Source organism: Bacillus sp. RO1 (assembly GCF_012524115.1).
Taxonomy (GTDB): Bacteria; Bacillota; Bacilli; order Bacillales; family Bacillaceae_I; genus Sutcliffiella_A.
Genome location: NZ_JAAZWB010000062.1, coordinates 64679 through 89208, shown reverse-complemented (window position 1 = coordinate 89208; position 24530 = coordinate 64679). Strand labels below are relative to the sequence as shown.

The 24530-nt window shown below is 35.8% G+C and carries 30 protein-coding genes; 10 read left to right on the top strand and 20 right to left on the bottom strand.

The genetic code is table 11. The features are described from left to right. Positions 1–18 precede the first annotated feature (18 nt). Complete coding sequence (locus HC179_RS08675; protein ID WP_168863969.1) at positions 19–282, bottom strand: hypothetical protein; 264 nt, start codon at positions 280–282, stop codon at positions 19–21. A 135-nt stretch (positions 283–417) separates the two neighbouring features. Between HC179_RS08675 and HC179_RS08670 the strand changes: the two genes are divergently transcribed. From HC179_RS08670 to HC179_RS08660, 3 genes are all read left to right on the top strand, one after another. Further along, positions 418–2700: a UvrD-helicase domain-containing protein gene (locus HC179_RS08670; protein ID WP_168863968.1), complete on the top strand. Its 2283-nt coding sequence runs from the start codon at positions 418–420 to the stop codon at positions 2698–2700. Between the two features lie 163 nt (positions 2701–2863). Continuing rightward, the gene (gene sda / locus HC179_RS08665) at positions 2864–3025 is read left to right on the top strand and encodes a sporulation histidine kinase inhibitor Sda (RefSeq protein WP_168863967.1); all 162 of its coding nucleotides are present in this window, start codon (positions 2864–2866) and stop codon (positions 3023–3025) included. Positions 3026–3098: 73 nt separating this feature from the next. Then, entirely contained in the window at positions 3099–3569 is a 471-nt protein-coding gene (locus HC179_RS08660; RefSeq protein WP_168863966.1) for a hypothetical protein, read from the top strand. A 225-nt stretch (positions 3570–3794) separates the two neighbouring features. On the opposite strand, the gene spoVIF is transcribed toward HC179_RS08660, so the two are convergent. The 12 genes from spoVIF to HC179_RS08600 form a co-directional block, all read right to left on the bottom strand. Next, positions 3795–4055, bottom strand: a complete 261-nt coding sequence (gene spoVIF / locus HC179_RS08655) for a sporulation-specific transcription regulator SpoVIF (protein ID WP_010192912.1) — start codon at positions 4053–4055, stop codon at positions 3795–3797. Positions 4056–4205: 150 nt separating this feature from the next. Beyond that, positions 4206–4346, bottom strand: a complete 141-nt coding sequence (locus HC179_RS08650; protein WP_010192910.1) for a YjcZ family sporulation protein — start codon at positions 4344–4346, stop codon at positions 4206–4208. A 349-nt stretch (positions 4347–4695) separates the two neighbouring features. After that, entirely contained in the window at positions 4696–4935 is a 240-nt protein-coding gene (locus tag HC179_RS08645; protein WP_168863965.1) for a hypothetical protein, read from the bottom strand. A gap of 47 nt (positions 4936–4982) precedes the next feature. Continuing rightward, complete coding sequence (locus HC179_RS08640; RefSeq protein ID WP_168863964.1) at positions 4983–5843, bottom strand: DUF421 domain-containing protein; 861 nt, start codon at positions 5841–5843, stop codon at positions 4983–4985. A 33-nt stretch (positions 5844–5876) separates the two neighbouring features. Beyond that, the gene (locus HC179_RS08635) at positions 5877–6053 is read right to left on the bottom strand and encodes a hypothetical protein (protein WP_168863963.1); all 177 of its coding nucleotides are present in this window, start codon (positions 6051–6053) and stop codon (positions 5877–5879) included. A 16-nt stretch (positions 6054–6069) separates the two neighbouring features. Then, positions 6070–6426 carry a stage V sporulation protein AE gene (gene spoVAE, locus HC179_RS08630; protein WP_168863962.1) on the bottom strand — a complete coding sequence of 119 codons (357 nt, stop codon included), beginning with the start codon at positions 6424–6426 and terminating at the stop codon, positions 6070–6072. Beyond that, on the bottom strand, positions 6426–7445 hold the full coding sequence (spoVAD, locus tag HC179_RS08625; protein WP_168863961.1) for a stage V sporulation protein AD: 1020 nt from the start codon (positions 7443–7445) through the stop codon (positions 6426–6428). Before spoVAD ends, spoVAE begins: the two co-directional genes overlap by 1 nt. Next, the gene (spoVAC, locus tag HC179_RS08620) at positions 7445–7921 is read right to left on the bottom strand and encodes a stage V sporulation protein AC (protein WP_168863960.1); all 477 of its coding nucleotides are present in this window, start codon (positions 7919–7921) and stop codon (positions 7445–7447) included. Before spoVAC ends, spoVAD begins: the two co-directional genes overlap by 1 nt. 13 nt (positions 7922–7934) lie before the next feature. Next, on the bottom strand, positions 7935–8411 hold the full coding sequence (locus tag HC179_RS08615; protein WP_168863959.1) for a YhcN/YlaJ family sporulation lipoprotein: 477 nt from the start codon (positions 8409–8411) through the stop codon (positions 7935–7937). Positions 8412–8497: 86 nt separating this feature from the next. Beyond that, the gene (locus tag HC179_RS08610) at positions 8498–8851 is read right to left on the bottom strand and encodes a DUF1360 domain-containing protein (RefSeq protein ID WP_205825262.1); all 354 of its coding nucleotides are present in this window, start codon (positions 8849–8851) and stop codon (positions 8498–8500) included. A gap of 59 nt (positions 8852–8910) precedes the next feature. Further along, the gene (locus HC179_RS08605) at positions 8911–9063 is read right to left on the bottom strand and encodes a hypothetical protein (RefSeq protein ID WP_168863957.1); all 153 of its coding nucleotides are present in this window, start codon (positions 9061–9063) and stop codon (positions 8911–8913) included. A 92-nt stretch (positions 9064–9155) separates the two neighbouring features. Then, complete coding sequence (locus HC179_RS08600) at positions 9156–9857, bottom strand: hypothetical protein (RefSeq protein WP_168863956.1); 702 nt, start codon at positions 9855–9857, stop codon at positions 9156–9158. 176 nt (positions 9858–10033) lie between these two features. Here HC179_RS08600 and HC179_RS08595 point away from each other — a divergent pair, with 176 nt between their 5' ends. The 3 genes from HC179_RS08595 to HC179_RS08585 all read left to right on the top strand — a co-directional run bounded on the left by HC179_RS08595 (position 10034) and on the right by HC179_RS08585 (position 12074). After that, on the top strand, positions 10034–10756 hold the full coding sequence (locus HC179_RS08595; RefSeq protein WP_168863955.1) for a BMQ_0737 family morphogenetic spore coat protein: 723 nt from the start codon (positions 10034–10036) through the stop codon (positions 10754–10756). A 129-nt stretch (positions 10757–10885) separates the two neighbouring features. Continuing rightward, positions 10886–11650, top strand: a complete 765-nt coding sequence (locus HC179_RS08590) for a hypothetical protein (protein WP_168863954.1) — start codon at positions 10886–10888, stop codon at positions 11648–11650. Between the two features lie 109 nt (positions 11651–11759). Next, positions 11760–12074 carry a hypothetical protein gene (locus HC179_RS08585; protein ID WP_168863953.1) on the top strand — a complete coding sequence of 105 codons (315 nt, stop codon included), beginning with the start codon at positions 11760–11762 and terminating at the stop codon, positions 12072–12074. 35 nt (positions 12075–12109) lie between these two features. Here HC179_RS08585 and HC179_RS08580 read toward each other — a convergent pair whose 3' ends face one another. Beyond that, on the bottom strand, positions 12110–12832 hold the full coding sequence (locus HC179_RS08580) for a glycosyltransferase family 2 protein (RefSeq protein ID WP_168863952.1): 723 nt from the start codon (positions 12830–12832) through the stop codon (positions 12110–12112). A 71-nt stretch (positions 12833–12903) separates the two neighbouring features. Between HC179_RS08580 and HC179_RS08575 the strand changes: the two genes are divergently transcribed. Continuing rightward, entirely contained in the window at positions 12904–14151 is a 1248-nt protein-coding gene (locus HC179_RS08575) for a glycosyltransferase family 2 protein (protein WP_168863951.1), read from the top strand. 64 nt (positions 14152–14215) lie between these two features. On the opposite strand, the gene HC179_RS08570 is transcribed toward HC179_RS08575, so the two are convergent. The 4 genes from HC179_RS08570 to rfbC are packed head-to-tail and all read right to left on the bottom strand — an operon-like array spanning position 14216 to position 18124. Then, the gene (locus HC179_RS08570) at positions 14216–15484 is read right to left on the bottom strand and encodes a nucleotide sugar dehydrogenase (protein ID WP_205825261.1); all 1269 of its coding nucleotides are present in this window, start codon (positions 15482–15484) and stop codon (positions 14216–14218) included. Beyond that, positions 15481–16587, bottom strand: a complete 1107-nt coding sequence (locus HC179_RS08565) for an NAD-dependent epimerase/dehydratase family protein (RefSeq protein WP_168863950.1) — start codon at positions 16585–16587, stop codon at positions 15481–15483. The genes HC179_RS08570 and HC179_RS08565 overlap by 4 nt, the downstream gene beginning before the upstream one ends. Positions 16588–16590: 3 nt before the next feature. Further along, positions 16591–17511: an NAD-dependent epimerase/dehydratase family protein gene (locus HC179_RS08560; RefSeq protein WP_168863949.1), complete on the bottom strand. Its 921-nt coding sequence runs from the start codon at positions 17509–17511 to the stop codon at positions 16591–16593. Between the two features lie 52 nt (positions 17512–17563). Beyond that, positions 17564–18124, bottom strand: a complete 561-nt coding sequence (gene rfbC / locus HC179_RS08555) for a dTDP-4-dehydrorhamnose 3,5-epimerase (RefSeq protein WP_168863948.1) — start codon at positions 18122–18124, stop codon at positions 17564–17566. Between the two features lie 212 nt (positions 18125–18336). Here rfbC and HC179_RS08550 point away from each other — a divergent pair, with 212 nt between their 5' ends. From HC179_RS08550 to rfbF, 3 genes are all read left to right on the top strand, one after another. Next, on the top strand, positions 18337–19644 hold the full coding sequence (locus HC179_RS08550) for a hypothetical protein (RefSeq protein ID WP_168863947.1): 1308 nt from the start codon (positions 18337–18339) through the stop codon (positions 19642–19644). 17 nt (positions 19645–19661) lie between these two features. Continuing rightward, entirely contained in the window at positions 19662–20537 is an 876-nt protein-coding gene (locus tag HC179_RS08545; protein WP_168863946.1) for a hypothetical protein, read from the top strand. Between the two features lie 95 nt (positions 20538–20632). Continuing rightward, positions 20633–21403: a glucose-1-phosphate cytidylyltransferase gene (rfbF, locus tag HC179_RS08540; protein WP_168863945.1), complete on the top strand. Its 771-nt coding sequence runs from the start codon at positions 20633–20635 to the stop codon at positions 21401–21403. Between the two features lie 41 nt (positions 21404–21444). Here the strand turns inward: rfbF and HC179_RS08535 are convergent, their stop codons facing one another. Beyond that, the gene (locus HC179_RS08535; RefSeq protein ID WP_168863944.1) at positions 21445–22713 is read right to left on the bottom strand and encodes a glycosyltransferase family 2 protein; all 1269 of its coding nucleotides are present in this window, start codon (positions 22711–22713) and stop codon (positions 21445–21447) included. Positions 22714–23085: 372 nt separating this feature from the next. Further along, positions 23086–24510, bottom strand: a complete 1425-nt coding sequence (locus HC179_RS08530) for an N-acetylmuramoyl-L-alanine amidase (protein ID WP_168863943.1) — start codon at positions 24508–24510, stop codon at positions 23086–23088. Positions 24511–24530: the final 20 nt, after the last annotated feature.

The window sequence follows — 24530 nt, the reverse complement described above, 5'->3', positions numbered from 1 at the left end:
TCCTATTTCTTTAAACTACTATATGATTTCGTGAAAGAAGCGCCCTTTTCCTGTTATGTCGGCCAATAATTTATCGGAAATGCCAGAAGCCTGCTTATCTCTTTTTCGATTAAACTGGCTGTGGTGTGTATTTTTATGAATTTCTTCCCATGATAGCTGCGGGTCCACTCTATAAAAGGTCGGCCTTATTACAGGATCAAGCTTAAGCCTTTGTTTCTCGGAAATAGTACGGTTTGCATATTGTGTATAGGCATCCATTTGTACTGGTAAAACATATCCCATCACATTTCTCCCCTTCCTATCCTACCTATATTTTTCCCTGTTTTTGCATAACACAAACTTCCTTTGATTCGTGTTCTCCCAATATAATATGTGGTACTATGGATAAGATTGACGGTTATAAAGGAGTCTACACATATGAAGTATGCTGTATGGAAAGAACGAACATTACATATAAAATCAATGACCAGAGAATTGTATCAAGAGGTGTACGAAGCCGGAGTAAAGGGCGACCTCACATGCAAAATCTGTGGTGAGAGTGTCAAGCTTTATTTAGGATTAAGGAAAGAACCTCATTTTTTCCACATAGATGCTTCTATAACTCATAAAGAAGAAATACCGAAGACAGAGACAGTGGTAACCAAAGAACAGGAATATGTGGAGCGAAATGGATTTCGCTATCCTAAATCGAGAACAATTATTGCCGAAAAAGAAAAGCCAGTGGAGACCTGGAAAGCTCCGAAGCCCCTAACACATCTTCCTATCTTTATTAAAGAACATACGGAAAGCCATTTAAATATAAGAGGGTTTTTTCATGGATTACAAGAAAAAAATATATATCTAGATACGGCCCAGCAAGAAGCCGTTTCGACAGTAGATGGGCCATTACTGGTTCTAGCAGGTGCCGGTAGCGGGAAAACACGGGTTTTAATCACTCGGGTTGCTTATATGGTCCAAGAGGAACAAGTCGATCCAAAATCCATTATGCTTATAACCTTTACAGCAAAGGCAGCCAATGAAATGAAAGAACGACTGCGCCTTTATGAGACCTCTGGTTCAAGACTATTCACTAATCTACTATCCGGTACGTTTCACAGCATTTTCTACAGAATGCTTCAACACCATCACCCCCAGAGATGGAACGGGGAGAACTTGTTGAAATGGGATTGGCAAAAGGAGCAGTTTCTAAAACAGGCTGGCCGCAAGCTTGGTTTGGATGAAAAGGACTTCCCATTCGATCAGGCCATTCAGCAAATCGGCTATTGGAAAAACAATATGCAGAGACCAAAGGAGATTAAACCGACCAGCAAGCTAGAAGAGCAGTTTCAAAGTCTATATCAAGACTATGAGGACTGGAAGCGCGAGAAGAATGTATTTGACTTTGATGATATGTTGCTTGGCTGCTATGAACTTTTGTTGGAAAATCCAACTCTGCTCACGAAATACCAGAAAAGGTTTCAATATTTCCTAATTGATGAGTTTCAAGATATAAATAAAGTTCAATATGAAACAATGAAACTACTCGCCACAATTGGAAATATCTGCGCGGTTGGGGATGATGATCAGTCAATTTATGCGTTTCGAGGCAGCAGTCCCGATTATATATTAAACTTCCACAAGGACTTTCCTTCTACCAAAGTCATCACTCTTTCTGAAAACTACCGATCAACTCACACAATAGTTGCGGTAGCCAATCAGGTAATTGAAAAAAACAGGAACAGAAGAGTAAAAAAGATGATCGCTCAACGTGACAACAAGCAATACCCTGTACTTTTTTACCCTTATGATGAGGAAGAGGAAGCTACCATTATCGTACAAGATATAAAGGAAAAAATTGAACAAGGCGCCACCCCTAGTGATTTTGCGGTTCTATACCGGACCCATAGTGCCGCACGCGCGATTTTTGAGAGGCTCTCACAATCCGGCCTTCCATTCAAGCTTGATCAAGATTACGAAAGCTTTTATAAAAGAAGGATTGTGAAAGGCATCCTCGGTTTCCTTCGATTAAGTCGGGACTCCAATGATGTACATGCCTTATCAGACATACTGCCGGCTCTGTTCCTCAAGCAATCAAACCTCCAAGATGCAAAAGCCATTAGTATTTTGGAAGATTGCAGTTTAGTAAAATCATTGAGTAAATTGACCAATGTACAGCCATTTCAAGTAAAAAAAATCAAACGGATCATTCCATTATTCAAAACACTTGCCAACGTCTCCCCTTCCGTTGCACTGGAGATGATTGAAAAAGACATGGGGTTTGATGAATATATTAAGAAACGTGGCAATGAGGGGAATGCACTCGAAAAGGGATCCGATGATATTCGCGACTTAAAGGTGGTTGCCCGGAAGTTCAAGAACATCGGTGAATTTCTAGAACATGTAGAAGATATGATTGCCAAAACGGATGAAATGAAAAGGCTTAGTAAGCAATATACAAATGCCATCCACCTCTCCACCATCCATCGCTCTAAGGGACTTGAGTATAATAATGTTTATGTCCTTAGCGCCGTCGATGGCAGTCTACCACATGATTTTGCACTAGAAGCCTATCGAAATGGCGAACTCGGGGCACTAGAAGAAGAACGCAGGCTTTTGTATGTGGCCATCACGAGAGCCAAGGAAACATTGCAGCTCTCCATCCCCATGAATCGTCGCGGAAAAAAGGCATACATGACTAGATTTATAAAAGATATTCTCTAACGTAAAGCGCAAATCCTTCCTCGTCCTTAGGATTGCGCTTTTTCGTTTTGTCAACAAAAATCAATTGAAAAAACTTTATTTTTAGAATAGTTGAAAAGTACGTTTCAACTGCTCCTATCTGGGTATGTACCCTTTATAGATGAGTTGAAAGGGGTATAATCTTTTGAAAACATTGGATCCTCACGATAACTGTTCCATCACAAAACTTTCCGATGAATCTCTTCAGTTTGCATATGAAAATGCCAAAGCAGAGAATCTTGATCACTATTTTATACAGCTACTGGAGGCAGAACTACTAAAACGAAAAGAAGGTTGTGTGTATTAATTTGCTCCATTTTCTTTCTGAAAAATGATATTATTTGGAGTATATAGATATTTTTTGGAAGAGGGGATGCCCAATGACCAACGGCACACAGGAAGAGCAAGATTTACAATATACCTTTCATAGAAAAACAGCGATTAACTTATTCAATGAAGTATGGGATTTGATGGAGAAACCGGAACGGACTCCAGTAGAAGATTTCCAAATGATACATAAAGCACATGCTTCCCGCTTCCACTGGGGCGAAATTGGTGAACCGGTTAACTTCTCTCGAGGCGAATGGCAAATATCAAGGGTTTATGCCGTTTTACGACGCCCAGAACCGTGCCTTGCGCATGCAAAAAGAAACCTTGAAATCGTTTTAGAGCATGAGATTAAGGACTTTGACCTCGCATTCGCGTACGAAGCTCTAGCCCGAGCTTACAGCCTAATCGGAGATAGAGTGGCAAAGGAAAAATACCTTAACCTGACAAAAGAAGCATCCACACTAATCGCAAAAGAGGCCGACCGAAATATCGTGTTGCAGGATTTGGAGACGATTGAATAGGAGTTTCAAGTTCAGCTCCCTTCTATAGATAACATAGCTGTGAATTGGAGTAAAAGGCGAAGACTCCTAAGGGAGATAGCGGTAGCTTGAGATCCCCACAGGCGAAGCCGAGGAGGCTCAAGCACCTCCCCTAGGAAAGCGAAGCCATTTGCGGAAATCCACAGCGGCGTTTTACGCAACAAAAAACATCTGCCCCACTCACAAACGTGGAAGGCAGATGTTTTTTTACTTCTTCTTCTCATTCAACATCTTCGAAATAGTCCCCATATCAACCGGCTTATTGCCATTAATCAATGTATTAACAATCTTATCTTCCAATTCCTTAGGTACCTTCTTATTCGCCAACGTCGCTACACGAGACACTAGATTTCGCACCGTCTGCTCGTCTTTGAAATTCGCGTTCTGCATCGAATTAGCAAGCTCAAATACGTCCTTCATACTTACGCCCGTTTTCTTCTCAATGCCTTTAAAAATATTATTATCCACCAAACATCCTCCTCTCGGATATATCACATTGTATGTGAGAGAGCCTATCGGTGTGCCACTAATAATTCATCACTCACTACTGTGGTGGTGGACGAAACAGAAAAGCACGGGGACACTTCCCGTACTTTCCATATTCCCACTAATTAATTATTAATAGAATTTAGATGCACCAACGATGATTAAAAGAATGAATAGAACAACGATTAGCACGAATGTGCCGCCTTGGTTGCCACAACCGTAACCGTAGCCAGCGCCACCTACACCATAAGGATAGCCTCCATAGTAACCCATAATCTCGCACCTCCTTAATGAAGATTCCCTATTACTATATGTACTTTTCAAAAAACGGTATGGGCGCTTTTACGGGCAATGTGCAGTTTTGCGGATTTTTTTTTAGTGAGTGTGGATCGGGAGGATCTGGCGGAGTATATTAAGTTTAGTTTTAACATGATGTATATGTGCTTCTACATTTCCCAAGTTACCTACTACATTTCCCGGCGTCAGTTCTACCGTTTACCCTGTAGCTTCTATCTTCCTCAAATCACCTTTTACCGTTTAAAGAAACCCTTCTACCACTTTCAAAAAAACAAAAAACGAAGGGATCTCCCTCCGCAAATACAAAAATACAAAAATAAAAAACTCACTCTTCGTCATCCTCTAAATCAGGCCCAACAGTACTAGCTTTCCCTTCCATCCACCGCTCCAAATTTCCAATGTATTTATTCATTCTGGCTTCTAGCTGCTGCAGATACATGAATCCTTCGTCTGCAGTACTAATATTTATTTTTGCCTGTTTACCTGCCTCAGAGATCCCTTCATCAACCTTCCACCGTTCAAAAAGAAACTTTAAATGTTCTTCCCCAAAATCAAATTCGCTCATCTCATTTCACCTCAAGCTATTATATGAATGAAAAAAAAACAGGAAGCTTAACCCTTCAATAATGGGCGCAGCTTCCTGCTAAGCTCTTCCAGACTAGTCATAGCACTCTGATAAGATGAGCGGTTTTCGGCCGAACTAGCTGTAACGCTTAGAAACGAAAAATCAGAAATACATTTTTCAAGCGTCACAAGTGTCAATATCTTTTCTTTAAACGGCGCGGCTTTTAAATGATCATTATATAAATCTACGCTCATTTCTCCCCAAGCATTCACTTGAGCGAGGAACACATTATCTAAAAGGACATTCCGTTTCTCAAGTTCCGCATCTAGCCAAGCCCGGTTTAAACCTATTTGAGAGAGGGGCTCGTCTAAGATTTCCCCGTCCATAATCACCGTTTGTGGCTCTATCTGATCTGGAATGTCAGGATGCAAATCACCGTATGTAGCAGGTTGCTTTTCTTTTTTCAATAGCACACTTAAATCACCATTTGACTCAAGTGTCGCAAACTCGATGTCATCCACGGAAAAAATATCTTTCTTACGCAACTGCTCAAGAAACTCATCTATAGTGTACTTTTCTTTCTTCAGATTATGTTCCATAATTTTTCCATCCCGAACAAACACCGTTGCATTTCCTTCCACAAAATCTCGGAACTTTTTATTTCGAAGGGAGATTTGTGAGGTCACAAGCGGAAAAAGAGACCAAACCAATATACTTGTCACACCGTTCGTTAAATTCAGATCCCTATCCATCGACAATGTCCCTGCAATATCTCCCACCGTAATGCCAACAATATACTCAAAAAAAGACAGCTTTGACAGCTGCTTTTTCCCCAAAAGCTTCGTAATCAAAAACAGCCCAATAATGATTGCAAAAGACCTTACAACAATCTCTATCCACTGCGGCAACAAACACACCTCTTCACTCACAACTCTGAATTATTAAATTTCCTTAAGTTTCAAATCAATGTTAGCAAGGAGGTCGTCGATTTTCATCATCGATTCGTGATAGGTGTTTTGAGCGACCGAGTCACTTGCTTCCACTGCATAGACTTGAAGATTGTTTCGTATCATCTTCAAACTTGCCCGGTTATAAGTAAGCATCATTTTTTCATCCACTACAAACAATTCCTCCTTACCCTTTCGGTTTAAATAACAGTGCACCGATAAAACCGAACACAATTGCGGCAGAAATACCAGAACTTGTAACTTCAAACATCCCTGTAAGAACACCAACAAGCCCGTGCTTTTGCGCCTCTTCCAATGCACCATGTACCAACGCATTCCCAAAGCTCGTAATGGGAACCGTCGCACCTGCTCCTGCAAAGGCTATCAAAGGCTCATATAGCCCCATTCCATCTAGTACAGCACCCGCAACAACCAATGCACTCAACGTATGGGCAGGAGTTAATTTAAATACATCGAACATAATTTGACCAATGACACAGATAAGCCCTCCCACAACAAACGCCCAAAAAAACGACAATAACATCAGCTGACACCCCCCATCCCCAACTCAATGGACACTGCATGAGCAATACATGGGATCGATTCCTTTTGTTGAAAAGAAATCGGAGAAAGTAATGCGCCTGTAGCTACAAGCAAGATCCGCTTGTAAGTTCCTTTTTTCATCTCATTCAACAGGTGTCCATATAAAACCACCGCTGAACAACCCGCACCACTTCCTCCGGCAAGTACCGGCTGGCCCTTATCATAAATCATCAAACCACAATCCTGATATTGCTCGTCACTTATCTGCAACCCTTTTTCCTTCAGTAACTCCAGCGAAACCTCACGACCAATTTGTCCAAGATCCCCTGTTGCAATCAGATCATAGTAAGATGGATCCCTACCTGTATCTTTAAAATGCGCCTCAATTGTATCTACTGCAGCAGGAGCCATTGCTCCTCCCATGTTAAATGGATCCGTAAGCCCCATATTAATTACTTTTCCGATCGTAGCGGAAGTAACCTGCGGCCCTACTCCGACATTGCTCACAAGTCCTACCCCAGCACCTGTTACGGTCCACTGTGCTGTCGGAGGTTTTTGACCACCATATTCCGTTGGATAACGAAATTGCTTCTCTACAGCCGAATTATGGCTCGAAGCACCCGTTAAACAGTACTTTGCTCCACCATAGTTCACCAGGAAGCTAGCTAGCGCCAACCCTTCCATTGATGTAGAGCACGCCCCGAACACCCCAATGTACGGCACTTCCAACGCCTCAGCCGCAAAATTGGAGGGGGTCATCTGATTGATTAAATCTCCTGCAAGCAAAAATTGAACATCCGACAGTTCCAAACCTGCCTTCTTAATTGCAGTCTCACATGCTTCCTCCAGCAAAACCCGGTGTGCCTTTTCATAGCTATCCTGTTCCAGCCATAAGTCTTTATGTAACTTATCAAAATCATTAGCAAGCAAACCATTCGCTTCAAAAGGGCCGCCAATTGCAGCACTTGACGTAATTACTGGTTTATTGGCAAAAATCCATGATTGTTTTCCCTGTAGCATCAGAACCCTCCTAACGAGACCACAATTGTCTTTACCAGTGCGACCACAAAGGCCGAAAATACGCCAAACAAAATAACTGATCCCGCAAGCTTAAACATATTGGATCCTACTCCAAGTACGTAACCCTCCGTCTTATGTTCAATGCATGCGGAAATGACGGCATTTCCGAATCCTGTGACAGGAACCGCACTCCCCGCTCCTGCAAACTGCGCAATCCGGTCATATACTCCAAATCCTGTAAGCAACATCGCAATAAAGATCATCGTAGCAACAGTAGGGTTCCCTGCCGTTACTTCAGTAAAATTAAAAAAGTATATGTACATCAATTGAATTGCCTGTCCCACTATACAAAAGAGGCCACCCACCAGAAAAGCTATGATGCAGTTTTTCCATACCGGACGCTTTAACTCCAGGGTTTGTTCAAACTCCTGATAGGTTTTCTGTTCTGGTGTGAGTTGTTTATCTTTATTACTCATCTATCGACACCTCCTATGCTTTTTCTTCTCGTAAAGTCTTCATTTTCTTAATGCGCTTTTCCAGTTCCTTTTCTGAAATCTGCTTCTGCTCGACATCTCTTCTAAGCCTTTCAATCTCAAGGCGGATCTTTAAATCATGAGACACGACCACATTTTCGTCTGGAAATTCTTTTTCCAATGCCTTTTTCACTTTCTTCTCAATCTTTTCCGTGAAAAATTTCTGATACTGTGTCACATGAAAAGCAACCACCAACTCATCTTCCGTGTCGTAAGCCACAGCACCTTTGACCTCTTTAAAATCCTTCGCAATCTCTTCTGCCCGTTGTTCTTTGTCTGATTTCTCCTTTTGTTCGTTAGAAGTCCTCATAACAGTGTCCTCGACTCTTTCTTTAACCTCACCTTGCCCGCAGGCACCCAACAGGCAAACTGACACACTCACTAGGATTACAAACGCCACCGTTTTCATTTCATCACCTCTTTTTACTTCCACACTCTATCTCTTAATATTTATATCTGTTCTTAAAATTATGTATAGAAAACTCCACTTTAAAAGGCCCTCCATAAGGAGAGCCACATTTAATCAATGATTTTTGCCAGAATGCCTTCTAGTATTCCCGCTACACCAGCAGCACCAAAAATAATCAGTACTGGTTTCCCTAATAAGGGGTTAAAAGTGACCAAAAAAAACAAGCCTGTTGTAACCCAAACCCCTGTACACCAGTAACAGCTGAGTAGTTCCCCAATCCAGCGTCTGAGCCCTTTTCCTTTAATGATGATATATTCCTCAATTTCTCCTTTATCATTCTTTTCCTCTATTTCTTCCATAAAAGGCTTCCGGATAAAACCTGCAATCTTATCCAATACGATGAGCCTTGTTAAACGGAAACTGGCAAGTCCAAGCAAAAGAAACCAAAACCAGTTTTCAAGCAAAAAAATTCCCCCTTTCATAATGATGATATGTATGAAAGAGGGAAATAGTAGTAATTAAATTAATCTTCCTGAATAACTTTTACTTTTTTACCGCAGCCACAACCGGAGGATTTCTTTTTCTTGTTTGATGAAGCGGAATTATTACTTGAAGAAATCACTTTCATCTGACCAGATGTAGGTTTGGGTTGGCCTGAATAATGATAGTAGTTCATATGCGACCTCCAATTTGTTCGTAGTATAAGATACTTTATCTTATGCACTCTCGACAAAAAGGTTTTCCGCATCTATCATCACTCATATAGGCTTATGTGTCTTTTTTCACATTATTATAGAACCAAGATTGAATTCGCGGATCTTCCTCTGGAATTTGAGTAGAAGGTTTCTTTTCTTCTAAATTAGTCGTAGATTGAGTGTTGATCTCCTCTTCTAATTCTGCAATTATCTTCCTCAAGTTCTGATTCTCCAGTTCCAACTCATTATTAACTTCTGCTATTTTGTGGTATCCTTCCTGAGCCTGATTAGAGCTTTCAATTTTGACCAACAAACCCTTGACTGTTTCTTTCACCATTTCGTACTCTTTCTCAAGGTCCATATTAATCGTGCTCTGTTTATCCAGTTCCTTCTTTAATGTTGCTAGCTCAGAATGAAGTATCTTATTTTCCTTCATCGCTTGATCATATTCTTGCTTTAAGTGATGTACCTCTTTGCTGATTGTTACTAACTTCCCTTGATGCTCTTCTTTTTGTTTTGCAAGCTCCCCCTTATATTGTGCAATCTCTCCTTGAAGCTTGGAGACCTTTTCATTTCCCTCTTCCTGCAATTTCTCAAGTTGATCCTTAAGAAAATGAATTTTAATTTCATATTCATCTTTTTGCTTTTCAATATTTTTCAAGAGAGACTTGCTATTAAGCCGTTTTACATCTGCTGTTAGGCGCTTTACTTCTGCACCTAAATGAATAATCTTTTGCTGTAAGATAATTTTTTCGTCGTTTTTAATGCTCTTCATGCTTTTCCCCCCTAAAACTCTCCCTTATAAAAGTAATTCCATAAGTTCGGGAAATATGACAATCTAATTCAAAAATAAAATTTGGGTTATTGTCTCGGCACACTTACCCACCAAATTCATACTATACAGTAGTCCCGTAACCCAAATGGGTAATAAATGTATAGGAGGAGTTTTAAGTGAGTCATAACGAAACTGAAAGAGTCTGTATTAAGACTCGTAAAGTTTACGACTGGGTTACTCGTCAAATAGATGTAGCACTAAAACCTATCTGTAAAACAGAACTTGATGACCTTTTTAAATGTGTAGATGATGCTGACATTGCAGACATTTTATGTGATAAAAAAATCGGTCCATTGTCTGTAGTATGCTTCTTATCTGATGAGCATGGTCACAAAATCGATACAAAGGCACACTTCAAGCATCGTCATCACAAGAATTTTGTTTGTAAGGAAGTCGATCAGGCAGGCGGCCGTACAGAAGTAGAGGTTGAGCTACCAGATGGTACAGAAGTTACTCTTCAACGTGTCAAAGTCCTTATCAAGGGCTATGTAACAGTGCATATTGTAGATGACAGCGGTACAGTTTTATGCTGCTCTGAGCCAATCCCATTCGCAAACATCCAAACATTCTTACTATGTGCACCAGAAGGAACAGAGTTGGATTGCCACGTAACATTCTTTGATTGCGATTCTAATCTAATTGTTACCTCTGACCTTTCACAGTTAGATATCAACTTATTATTATGCTTAGACGTACAAATGGAAGCTGATGTCAAATTAGAAATCGAAGCAAAAATCTGCAGACCACGTGAAGAAATCATTGAAGGCGTACTATGCCCTCCAAAAGAATTTCCGCCACAATGTCCAGAAGTATTTCCAGCACATAGAAGAAAAAGATAATATCTGCCTCAATTCCAATAAATAATGACGAACAGCCAAAATTTCAGTTAACTGAATTTCTGGCTGTTTTTACATATCACATTGGACACCCTTTTCACTGCATAGAATATTTCAAAGGAGGTTCCATATATGAATGACAATGTATTAAGAATGCAACAACAGGTTATCCACTACAAATCAGAGGTAGAAAAATATAAGAATAAATTAGAAGAAATGGAATTGTTTTTAGAAAAGGAAAAAATTCGTAATAATTTCTTGCAATCAAAACTAATGGATATGAGAAAAGAAGTAAAAAACTCTTACATCCATCAATTGAAGGTTCTTAATAATAAAATATTGGAATTAGAGGTACAACTGGAAGAAGAAAAAGCACTTAATCAAGATGTAGAACCAACAGACACGCATCACATAGTCAACACTTCTCCAATTGAAACTTTATCTTACTTTGCTTATTTCAATCATTCCATACTTTTTCCAATGGAGGGCGAAGCAGAAATAACGGTAATAAGCGACTTGAACCTTGTTAATAACGGGGATATAGATGTTGAAGACCTACTATTATGCATTAGAGTAAAACCCCTTAAACAAGTGAACCTATCAGCAAAAATAGCCAACCCAAAACTAATACAAGATAGTGAGAAACTAAAACCTGCTGCTGAATGGATCTACGCCATTGAAGACTGGAGAAACAAAATACTAAACGATGGAGAGTACTGGATTCGCCCTTCTCAACATGCAAATCTACCAAGACAAACCACCATGAGTTTGAAGGGCATAGAATTGATGGTCAACAAAAATGACTTTAAAGGAAGAGTTACAGTAGAAGCCTTTATCTACGGAAGCAATGTAAAAGAAAATACAGCCGCACTCAACAAGATTATCGTTCAAGTGTAACGAGTAAGATTTCTAAAAATAAAAAGGCTTATTCATTAAGTGATTAGCCCGTACAATAAAGCTTCCTATGAATACATTATTATTAATCAAGAAAAAGGAGGTTTAAAATATGGGTAGTGTATTTGTAGAAAGAAGTAAAGATTGTGGCTTCTGTAATAAACACAGCAGAACTAACAAATGTATCTGTAAAAAGATTGCTGAGTTAGTAGGAGAAACTGTAACCATCAGAACAAAATCTGGATATGAATTTACTGAGGTTGAAATTAAAGCATTCGATCCTAAAACTTGTTGTGTAACATTATTAGAGGACGGAATGGTTACTCCAATGAGAATGCCTGCGGAAGTAACGTATATTTGTTGTGAAGACATTGAATCCGTTACAAGAGAGCTGTTAAAAAGAAATACAAGAAATGCAAAATTATAGATTCTAATCCTTAAATGATTTAAAAGAAATCTAGTTTAATCGCTAGATTTCTTTTTATAAGTGTAACTTTCAGGTGTATTTGTTATACCAACTATTTTACTCTTTCTTATTAACCATTGATTAGACACAACAGAGGTGTGAAAATATTTATTTGCTTTTCTTACACAGTAGTAATTATACCTATCAGAGGAAAATAACACATACCCCTTTTTTAGACATTCTAGTTGAAACGACGAGTCTTCTCCAAGATTTAAATGGGGGAATGGAACATCTTCTATAACTTTTTTCTTAAAAACCAACGTTGCTCCGCTTAATAACCTTTCAGTAAGTTTTTGGTCAGTAGTTGATAACAAATTTTCGTAACCAGGATTTAAAATAGTTAACAGTTTCTTCTCTTCGTAATATACAAATATAGAGGATTTACCAACGATATCAACCATTTTCTTTTCAAGGATATTCAAGGCTTCTACAGCATAATTAGGAGCATAATAATCATCATCATCAAATTTAGCAATAACCCCAAATGCAGCTATTTTTGCACCTTCATTCAAACATTCTCCTAATGATATATTCTCTGATAATTGAACAATAGTTACATTTTTGTGTTTTTTTGCATATTTTAACCATGCACTGATATCCATCTCATTTTTATTTAATATTACTATTAGCTCTTTATCTAGAACATTTTGTCTTGTGTAGTTTAGAAATACGTTCTCCATATTCTCCTGTCTTATAGTAGGTGTAATAATTGATATCATTTAAACACCATCCTAATTTCAAGTTTTGACTTACCAGCTTTTGATTTTCAAAAAAAACGCGAGGTGAAAAAATGAACATAGAAGTTAGTATAATTGTTATATCATATAATATTTATCACCAAGCTTTGTTTACATTAAATAGCATTTCTAAACAATCTTTTGACCTTTCAAAAGTCGAAGTTATATTTGTTGACAATGCATCTTCAGATGAATCTTCTAATATTCGAGATTTCAAACCACTTCCAAATTTTAAATATATTAGATGTAAAAAAAACATGGATAGAGCAGGAGCAAAAAACATAGGTTTAGAGGAAGCAAAAGGATCGATCTTAATATTCTTAAATGGTGAAATGATTATAGAGCCTGACTTTATAGAGAAACATGTCAATTATCATAAGGAAAAAAGAAATGTAGTAGTATGCACCAATACTTCCCAAAAGGAAATTTTTACAGTTCTAGAGCCAAACTTCAATGAAGAACAACTAACAAAATTGGATTTTTCAATTAAAAAGTTAGGGAATGAGATAAGGACACGAATTCCTTATAAGGAATTAATGGAAATTGAACATTCTGACCTGTCATCTCCTACTCCTTTGTTTTATTTTGAAGACTTAACCCCTGATTTCTTGCGATATTATGCCTACAGCGCTCCTTACTTTACTGATGTTGTTTCGAAACATGGTTTACAATTAGAGGATTTTCACCTGCCTTGGATTATTTGTGTAACACGATGCATCTCTATTAAAAGAGAATCAATTGATTTAGTTGGATTATTTAATGAGAATTTTAGTGGCTGGGGAAGTGAAGATAGTGAGTTTGCATACAGATTATACAAGAGTTCTGTTACGTTTATTGAAGCGCCAGAAATATCGGTCTATCATCAAGAGCATTCATTTTCCCCAGAAAACAGAGAAAATGAACGAATGGAGAATCTTATTAAGTTTCAAAATCTCCATCCTGATCCAGATGTAGCTATTTTATCCTTACCTTTATTACAAAATGCAAACTTATTATTATTAAATGCAACACTAAAAGAGTATAAGAATCTATGTCTTATTCATCCTGAACACTTCAACCATTTAAAAAGATATTACTTATCGGCTTTACAAAAAGCTCCAGAACTATATTTACTGATGAAAAAAAACTCTCTTCCTGTTAAAAATAAAAATTTAATAAACTATTTAAAGAAAGACTTATGGAAAAGTGATGATAGTAATAAATCAATCTATAAACAATTAGTGAAGGAATATAAGTTATTCACTAAGCTTCCAAATTTTCCATTATTAAAAAAATCAATGAAGGATATATTAATATTCTAATAATGAAATTTAAAGCCCAACGCAAAAGGTGAAATTTTTGAGTTGGGCCTTTGCTACTGAATTGCTAATTTAAATAGTATCTAAAATCATACAATTTTTTTTGTTTAAGAATATCTTTATTTTTTATAAATTCCTTCCAAGCTGTCAAAATAATGATAGTATCTGTATTTTCAAGCAGCTTATCTAAAGATGTACTATAAGTAACATCTAAACGATAAGTATCTTTAAAAACCTTTGTTGCTAAAGGGTCATAAACTTTGATTTTATTATAGCCTTTATCCTTTAATAGGTTAATGAAATCCTTAGCTACCGATTCCCTTACATCATCTGACTCTGGCTTAAAAGCTAAACCAAGGATCCCTATCGTTTCATTTGTAGAAACCTCTGCGTTAAATCTTTCAAAAAGAAATTCTTTTATTTTGGTGTTTGTTTCCAGAACGCTATTTAATATTTGAGGTTGAATGCTTTTCTTCAAAAAAAGTGAGGCTAATGCCTTAGTATCTTTAGGCAAACAGTAACCTCCAAATCCACAGCCTGGATAAACATATTTAGACATATCTGCAGGCTTATTTGAGCTGCCATACCAACGTTTATCTAAGTGAAGAATTTTAAAAGCACTTGCTATATCAATGTTACCTAATTTGTGAGCCAGCATAGATTGTTCATTTGAAAAACTTATCATTGTAGAGAGTAATGTATTAGATAAATATTTTATATACTCTGCAGTATTTGTAGATTGAAAAAATATCGGACTATCGAATTTCTCATAGTACTTTTTTAAAATTTCTTTACCCTTTTTATCATCTATATCTATACCTATTACAATGCGGTCTGGTTGGGTAAAATCTTCCCAAGCATAACCTTCCCTTAAAAATTCCGGGTTATTTGCCAAACCTATATCCTTACCAATCTTGAAATCTTTGGATTCAATGAAGGGCATGATTTTTTCTTTAGTTGTAGAAGGTGGAATTGTAGACTTAATGACCAAAACCCTATATTTCGCTTCTGTCACATAAATTAACGTTTCTGCTATCGATTGGTAAAGATACTTTAGGTCAACGTTGCCATCTACATCATTAGGAGTTCCTACGCAAAAAATAATTAGCTCACTTTCTTTTACTGCTTGTTGTAAGTTTTGTGTGACTATAAAACCTTTATTTAAGAATTGCCTTAATTTCACCTCTAGATACGGTTCAAAAAAAGGTACATCCCCATCATTTAATTGCTTTCTTTTATCGTCATTTATTTCTACTCCATAAACCTTATAACCTTTTTCGCAAAAGCCAAGAGCAGTTGTTAGTCCTACAAAACCTAATCCGATAACAGTTATCATAATTTATTAACACCACCGTATTTAAGAAACTTCAAAAACTTACCAACTCCTTCTTCCACATGAATGGAAGGGGTGTAGTTCAGAATTTTCCTTGATTTATCTATATCCGGACACCTTCTATTTGGGTTATGTGTTAAATAATTTTCCTCTTGAGATTTTTCTAAAACTATTTTCCCTGTATAATTATAAATTAATTTTCCTTGTCTTAAATAAATCTCTGCCAGTTCTCTAATCGATATTTCTGGTTTATCTATTCCTATATTGAAATACTCATACTTTCCTAATAGTAAACTTTTTAAATAACCACCAATAGCATCTGCTACATAACAAAAAGTTCGAGTTGGTTTTCCATCTGAATATAATACTATATCTTTGTTAGATATGATTGAATTTGCAAAATCCGCCGGGGCCCTTTTATCGTTTAGCTTCATCCCGGGACCATAGTTATTAAAAGGTCTAACAATAGTTATTGGTAATTTATACTCTTTTGAAAAAACATAGCAAAGTGTTTCACCAAACCTTTTTGATTCGTCATAACAAGCCCTAGGTCCATTCATGGATACATTTCCTCGATATTCTTCAGTCGTGGGTATACAATCAGGTGCAGGATCTCCATAGATTTCACTGCTTGAAAAGAATAAAAATCCCTTCAACTTGTTCGCTTTATAATATTCTAATAAATTTCTTAACCCCCATATATTCGCATCTATTGTTTGCAGAGGATATTTCCTATAAAAAACTGGAGAAGCAATTGAAGCCATATGAATAATATAATCAGCTTCAGCACTATTATTAATCGAACTTATTTTATCCTTTGAAATATCAAATTGATAAAGATCAATATATTCCTTATTACTATCCTCCAATTTTTTTAACCACGAAGGTTTTCCAAGAATAAAATTATCCAAGCATATAATCTTTTTAAAACCTAGAAGTTCTTTAAATGCTAAGAAATAATTTAAAAAATAATATCCTAAAAATCCTGCGCAGCCAGTTATAAGGATGGTTGAGTCCTTAAATTTTTGCTCCGGCTTTACTTGATTGTGGATATATACAAGGTCTTCTTTAAGGATGGAATTAGTAAGCTTAGCTTCTATCTTCATGTTCTACATTCCTCCATTGACTTGTTCTTTCCACCATCTTATGGTGTGGTCTAAACCTTCATCTAATGTTGTGGTCGGATGCCAACCTGTACTTTCTTGAATTTTATAAATATCTGCGACTATTATATTTTCATGTGGTTTATCAGGGAATTTATTACTTAATTTAATCAAATGTGGCTTATTTAGTTGATATCCTATTTGATAAATTAAATCTTTCAATAAAATTGGCTTGCCGGATCCAATATTCACTTCACCAGTAATGTTATTTTCTAAAAGTGCAATGAATGCCTCAGCTACATCCTTAACGTATAAGTAATCTAAGACTTGCAGTCCATGTGTGCAGTTAGCTATCTTATTATTTAATAGTGAACTAGTTACATAAGGAACTAATCGATTGATATTCTCTTCTGGTCCATATACATAGAAAACCCTGCCCCAAACTAAGGATATATTTTCTTTTTTGCAGTATTCTTCAGCAATTGTTCGTAAAGCACATTTACTTTTTGCATATAGTGTCGAGGGTTTAAGAGGTGTTGAGTTTTCTATACATACAAATGTAGATGTATCATATTCTGCACATGTGCCGCTAATAACAACTTTCTTACCACCATATTTATTAAATAACCTTAAGAGCTTCATACTTGCCAGGATCCACTCAATGTTCATTATTGATTCTTTATAGTTTTCTGGAGTAACAATCCAAGCTAAATGGAGCAAAATTGACGGTTTGATATTTTTCATTATCTCTTCCATTTTATTTGAATTTAACAAATCTACATTGTGCCATATCACCTTATCCCCTGTAGGTATTGCAGATATGTCTCTGCTTGTGATTGCATGAACCTCATAATCTTTATTTCTGAGCTTTTCTAAGATATGTTTACCAATAAATCCATTTGCTCCAGTAATAAGAAGCTTTTTCACTATTTCAACCCCTTTTCAAATCGAACACAAAGGCCATTAAACTCTAAAAAAATTAAATATCTAAATACTTTTTATCACTTAAAAAAAATTTAAATGTATTTAATTTATGGTCCTTTTCTGAGAGAAGAGGATTTTTAATTGGCCAGTTAATATTAAGTGTAGGATCATTCCAAATAATCCCTCCCTCAGAACTAGGGTTATATGGGGAATCAACTTTATAAGTGACCTCGGTGTTCGGTTCTAACGTACAATATGCATGGGCAAAACCTTTTGGAATTAACAGCATTTTTTTATTCTCACATGATAAATATGTGCCACTCCATTTACCGAAAGTTTTAGAACCTTTTCTAATATCCACAAATACATCGTAGATTGAGCCACTAATTACCCGTATCAACTTGGATTCGGAATATGGCGGATATTGAAAATGAAATCCTCTTATTACTCCTTTTTCTTTCGTGAGTACATGATTCTCTTGAACCCAATTATTATTAATGCCATTTTTAAAAAAAGTTTCCTCATCATAAATCCTAAGAAAGTAGCCTCTAAAGTCTACTTTTGGTTCAGGAGTAATTTCCAGTACTCCCATCAACTCATTTTCAATTATCTTCATTTCCCCCACCCTTTATATTTGTTTGTCTTCCAACTAATATCGTAGGTCCTGATCAATCATGAATTAAAACAAAGTAGCCCTTCAAATTTAACGTCAACTTTTTTATAGTATGAATTTCTAACTTTAAGGAGACCAATTCTTTTACTTTTCGGTCCACAACCTCCTTTATATGCATAATAGTATTAATGAAGGAAAATGAAGGAGTGAAGTATATGGTTATCTGTACAGTAACCTGTGCTGATTATTTATATAAAGCATTAGTAATGGCTAAAACTGCTAAAACACATATGCCAGATGTGAAAGTGTATCTTTGTCTTGTTGAAAAAGAGATCCCTTCATTGCTAAATGAAAATAATCTGTTTGATGACATAGTACTCGCTAAGGATATAGGAATTCCTAACTTTGAGCATTTTTTGTTTAAACACACTATTTATGAAGCATGCATTGCTGTCAAAGGTCGTTATTTTAAATATTTATTGGATAATTTAATCCAAGAAGATAATTTTATTTTTTTAGATCCTGACATAATGATTTTAGATACATTTACTGAAATTACAGAGATTTTTCAATCAAACTCCATTATTTTGACACCACAAATTAATCAGCCTATGGAAACAGATGAACAGGTCGACGATATCGAATTACCACATTTATTATATGGTGTTTTCAATTTAGGTTTCTTAGGCTTCAAAAGACATCCAGAAGCACTTAAATTTATTGATTGGTATACTGAGAGACTTGAATATGCTTGTTATATAGACTTAAGTTCAGGACTATTTGTAGACCAAAAATGGGTTAATTTAGCACCTTCATTTTTTGAGGTATATATATTAAAACACCCCGGCTACAACGTATCCTCATGGAACTTACCAGAAAGAAAGATAGGAAAATTTAATGGGAAGTATACTTCTAACGGGAGAAATATAAAATTTTACCATTTCTCAGGATTAGGCTCCTTTGCGGAAAAAAGAGAAAAATTTTACATTTCTGATAGATATAATCCATTTTATGAATTTAAAAAACAATATATTAATTTACTTAATGAAATGGGAAAAAATGAGTATGAGCAACTCCCATGGAGTTATGAGTATTATGAGGATGGAGAACAAATTACCTTTAGTGACAGAATACCTTTTAGAACGAATACGACAAATGCTGATTTAATACCAAACCCATACAAAAGGAATAATGTAAAATCCAATGCTATTGATATATCAAAAGAAAACTTGATTAACCTAATCAATGATCAACCCTTCACTAATAAATTGGTGATTATGGCAGATAAAAATACAATAAAGGTCCTAAAAAAAAGTTTATTAACGAAAAAGCAATTAAAAAACTTAACTTTACTCCCTTATAATTGGAACAACCTTACCTCATCCTTAAAGAACTTTGATAAACATCAAATTGATACCTTTATAATTTTAAGTAACCAAGATACTAAAGAAGTTCAACATTTTATTAAAGATAATTATAGAAACCTATTAGAGAAAATATCATTTATTAATATTATTGATTAATGAAGGAGTGATTAATTGTGATATTTGGTACTGTTTCATGCACAGACCATTTACATTTAGCAATAAATTTAGCTAAATCTGTTAAACAATTTCATCCCGAATCGATATTTATCATTTGCTTAGTAGAAAATTATGTACATGAGTTAGCCTACCAATGCGAATCTTTTGATCAAATAATTTTGGCTAATCAATTAGGAAATCCTGATGTAGATCACAATATTAAAAAGTATAAACGTTATGAAGGTGCAATATCTGTAAGAGGCCACTTTTTCAACTATTTGCTTAATTCATTTCCCAGCCACTCCAAATTCATATACTTAGATCCCGATATGAAAATATTTAGTCCATTAGATGAAGTTAAAGAGCTATTAGATAAACATCATATGATATTGACACCTCATCTGCTAACCCCATGCCCTTTGGATTTGATTGACCAATTTGAAATTCATCACCTAACCTATGGTACGTATAATCTTGGTTTTTTTGCATTTACCCGTTCAGATGAAAGCAAGAGATATATAAACTGGATTACAAAAAGACTTGATAAATATTGTTTCGAAGATTTAGAAAGAGGATTATTTGTAGATCAAAAGTGGGTAGACGCTGCACCGTGTTTCTTCGATATATTTATATTAAAACATCCTGGTTATAACGTTGCTTTTTGGAATTTATATGAAAGGAAACTTGAAAAAAGTGGAGGAGAGCTAATCGTAAATAAATTCCCTTTAAGGTGTTTCCATTTTTCAGGGATAAAAAATAAAAGGCTAGCCTCTACAATTAATTTACTTGGGAATAATAGAATAATTCTTTCAAGGATTTTTAATGAGTATTTAAATGAGTTGGTTGAAAATGGCCAATATGTGTGTGAGAAAATACCGTGGAGTTATGATTAATAGATATGTTCCCAAAGCAAGGTAACATATAAAATTTTTACAAATATTATGTTTGTAGAATATAGTTTAAATCTTTGAAAGGTGATGGTATTACATTGAAAGTAGTTATATTTGCTGGAGGTTATGGAACAAGACTTAGCGAAGAAACAGAAAATAAACCTAAGCCTTTGGTTGAAATAGGCGGGAGACCAATTTTATGGCATATAATGAAACTTTACTCTTATTATGGATATAACGAATTTATTATCTGTTTAGGTTATAAAGGGAATATGATTTCAGATTATTTCGTCAATTACTTTATAAGGGAATCTAATTTACAAGTTGATCTTAACTGTAATGAGGTGACAATCTTAAGTCAGCCAGAGGAAAAATGGAAAGTAAAATTAATACACACAGGGCAAGATACGCTAACTGGGGGAAGATTGAAAAGAATACAACCATACATCAACGAAGAAACATTTATGTTAACTTATGGAGACGGATTGAGTAACGTGAATATAAATGAACTTGTTGATTTTCATAAGAAGCATAAAAAGATCGGCACATTAACAGCAGTCCAACCAGAAGGCAGATTCGGTACTCTGTTGCTTGATTCCACCAGTTCTATTAAAAGTTTTATAGAAAAGCCTAAAGGAGCTAATGGGTGGATAAACGGAGGTTATTTTGTATTTAGCTCAAAGATTTTTAATTACCTAAAAGACGACAATACAGTTCTGGAAAAGGAACCATTAGAACAATTAACTAAAGAGGCAGAACTGATGGCATTTAAACATACTGGGTTTTGGCATCCAATGGACACCCTAAAAGATAAGAAAACACTGAATAAAATGTGGGATACCGGAAAAGCCGATTGGAAATTATGGTAATATTTCATTAATATACTAGGACTAATTACCCGTTCCGGTAATTAGTCCAGAATAATTCGCTCTATTAAATTTATTAATGTATCATATTGTTCCGCTTCTTTAAGTTCTTTCAATTCAACAATTTCCACTTCCTTAAAACTAATTCCTAACTTATCTTTAAAGCGCTTTGTATCTTGTGTTGGTTCCATTTCGAATTGTCGAACTAACTCTAATAACACCTCTCGAAACAAATGTTTTATATAATTATATTTATTTACAGGGAGTCTTTTAAAATCTTTTAAACACTTGCTAATCTCTACGAACGTTGCAAAACCCGTTAATTGGAGTATTAATATCAATAAATCAAATTCATAATTGTATTTCTTTAAAAATATTCGGAAATTAATAGCTGCCTCATTCGTTTTATTCAGAGAAACTGGGTGCTCTTGGTGATAACCCATTAACAATTTACTACTTTTAAATTTTGCCCCATATTTACTTAACCTATATCCAAGTTCCCAGTCCTCATATCCCCAAAATTTAAAATTCTCATCAAATAAACCTACATTCAGAAGTAATTCCTTCTTTAGAGAAAGGTTACCTGTCAAAAATAACATCCATGGAAACATAAAACCTCTTAAATCATCTCCAAAATTTTCTATGAGATCCGTACCAAAAGAGTGCATCGTAAATGTTAAACCTTTGTATTTTTGTCTCATGATATCTTTTTTGCTAAGAAGTACTATATAATCCGTAATATCTTGATCATTAATGAATTGATAAAGTATACTTTTTGTTCTTCTATCTAGCTCATTTTTTTTATTTATTTTCTTTGATATTTGACTTTTTTGGTCAACTGTAAAGGATGGATAGAGACAAGAATATATTCCTTCAAAGAATAAAGCACCCGTTATTACTTGAAGGGTACAACTATTTAATTGTTGCAGATAATGTTGTTTCACAAAATCGGGCCGTACAAGCATTTCTGCATCCAAAAATATGAGTATATTTCCTTTTGCTTCATTTATACCAAGATTTCTTGCTTTTGATCTTCCTACATTTTTTTTACATCTTAAATAACGAAATAGAAAATCCGGATTAAAACTATCCAATATCGACTGGGTCTCGTCGGTAGAGCAATCATCTATAAACAATACTTCCATCTTATTAGAATCAAAATTTTGAATTTCTAATGAATATAAGGTTAATAAATTTTGTGGAAATTTGTTATAAGATGGAATAATAATACTGACTTCTATTTTCAATTCGTGTTCTTTTTTTAAAGACTTATATTCTTTAAATTCTTCATGTTCTATTATCGTGTAATTCATTTTAATCATTCACCTTCTTTTTTTCATTTTTCGAAAACAAGATGAATAGCCTGTTCCAGTATATGATAGACTTTAAACTAATTGTATTGAGGGTAATATTGTTTTAGTGCCATGAAGCTATGGTAAAGGAAAACATAATAACGACTCATCCATGCTCTCCGCACGTTATTTTATTCTTTTTAACTCCTCAACCTTATCGTTTTTAATATATATGCAGTATGCTTGTTTCTTTTTCTAAATGGGGGAAAAGACGATGAAATAAGGAAAGATAAATTAAGCAGCAACAATTTTGACCGCTGTCATGTTAAATGGCAGCGGTCTTAGTAGCTTAGGAATTTTTTATGAGGGAAAATCTTAACTAGTAGTAGTGATTTATTGCTTGTTTCTAACCTCTACCAGCACATCCCTCATCTTCTCCAACTCAACCTGTTTTACCGTAATCGTTTCTTCAAGCATTTTTTCATATATTTTCAAAATTAGCTGTCCGTACTGTGTTCCTGGTACTGCCCAGCGTCCATTTAAATTTATCCATCCAGGGGCAATCCCTCTTGTAACAAGGTCAAATCGGGGATCTACTTTTGGGTAAGTTGTTGGTAGCGGTTTACTATTGGCATATGCGTAAAGGTGCTGAATATGAGCAAGAACACCTTCTTCGGATGTTGCAAAAGTGGCGCCTCTCACCTCTCCACCTGTCGCACCGATGCCTGCATAGTTATTTTGATCTGGCTTTACCGTTCCTGTAAAACGAAAATAGTTTGTTTCGTGGATGGCCTGTGCAAATGCGACATCCCCTCTGATATTATAAGCTTCTCCAAGCTCTATATAATATTCACCAAGCAAAGGTGCATTCGGATTAATCGTTTTGACGAAAGTATCAAGCTCTTCAGCTTTTAATACGGAAGTGCCTTCAATGGATAGTCCTGTCGGCATTGGGGTGTTTTGTGGAGCAGACGGTGTTGGTGGTGTTGGATCTGTTGGAGGTGTGGGTTGTGGAGTCATAGTAGTTTCAACTAGTATGAATGCTTCAATTCCTAAGATCTTCATTTGGCCCACTATCTCTTCCGCGTTTTCCCTGTCATTAAATGCACCTACTTGTACACGGTAATAAGGTGCACCATTTAAGGTCGTAGTTGCAATGAATGCTGTGATGCCCTTTTCCTGAAGGAATTTTAGTCTGGTGTCCGCATTTTTCCTTCCCAAAAATGAACCCGCAATTACTTTATACAAATTCGTAGTCACCTTCCTTGGCAGGGCCAAAGCTTTGGCAAGACCTTCCCCAATCGCAGTCGAAACATCTTCTTTAAAAGATTCATTCTGGATAAGCATTCGATCTTCGGTGTCATCAAGAAACAGGATTTCCAACAGAACAGATGGCATCGACGTTTCTCTTAATACATGAAAGTTCGCCGCTTTGATTCCTCTATCTCTTCTATTGTATTTACCTGTGACTACATTAATGACTTCTCTATGAACGATTTCTTGAAGAGTCATTGCTTGACTAGAAAAGTCATTACTTCCATTAAAACGAAAGCTTTCAAAGCCTGTCCCCCCACCAGCATTATGGTGAATAGAACAGAAATAATCCGCCTTAACAGAGTTTGCGAGATTTGACCTAGCCTCAAGACTAACCGTGGTGTCTCCCTCTCTTGTCATCATCACCTTCACATCATATTCTTTTTCCAAATAGGTTCTCACACGTTTTGCAATATCTAAATTCTCTACTTTTTCTTGAAGGCTTTGAAACACAGCCCCCGGGTCCTGTCCACCATGACCAGGGTCTAATACAATCAATTTCATCTGATGATCCCCTCCTTATA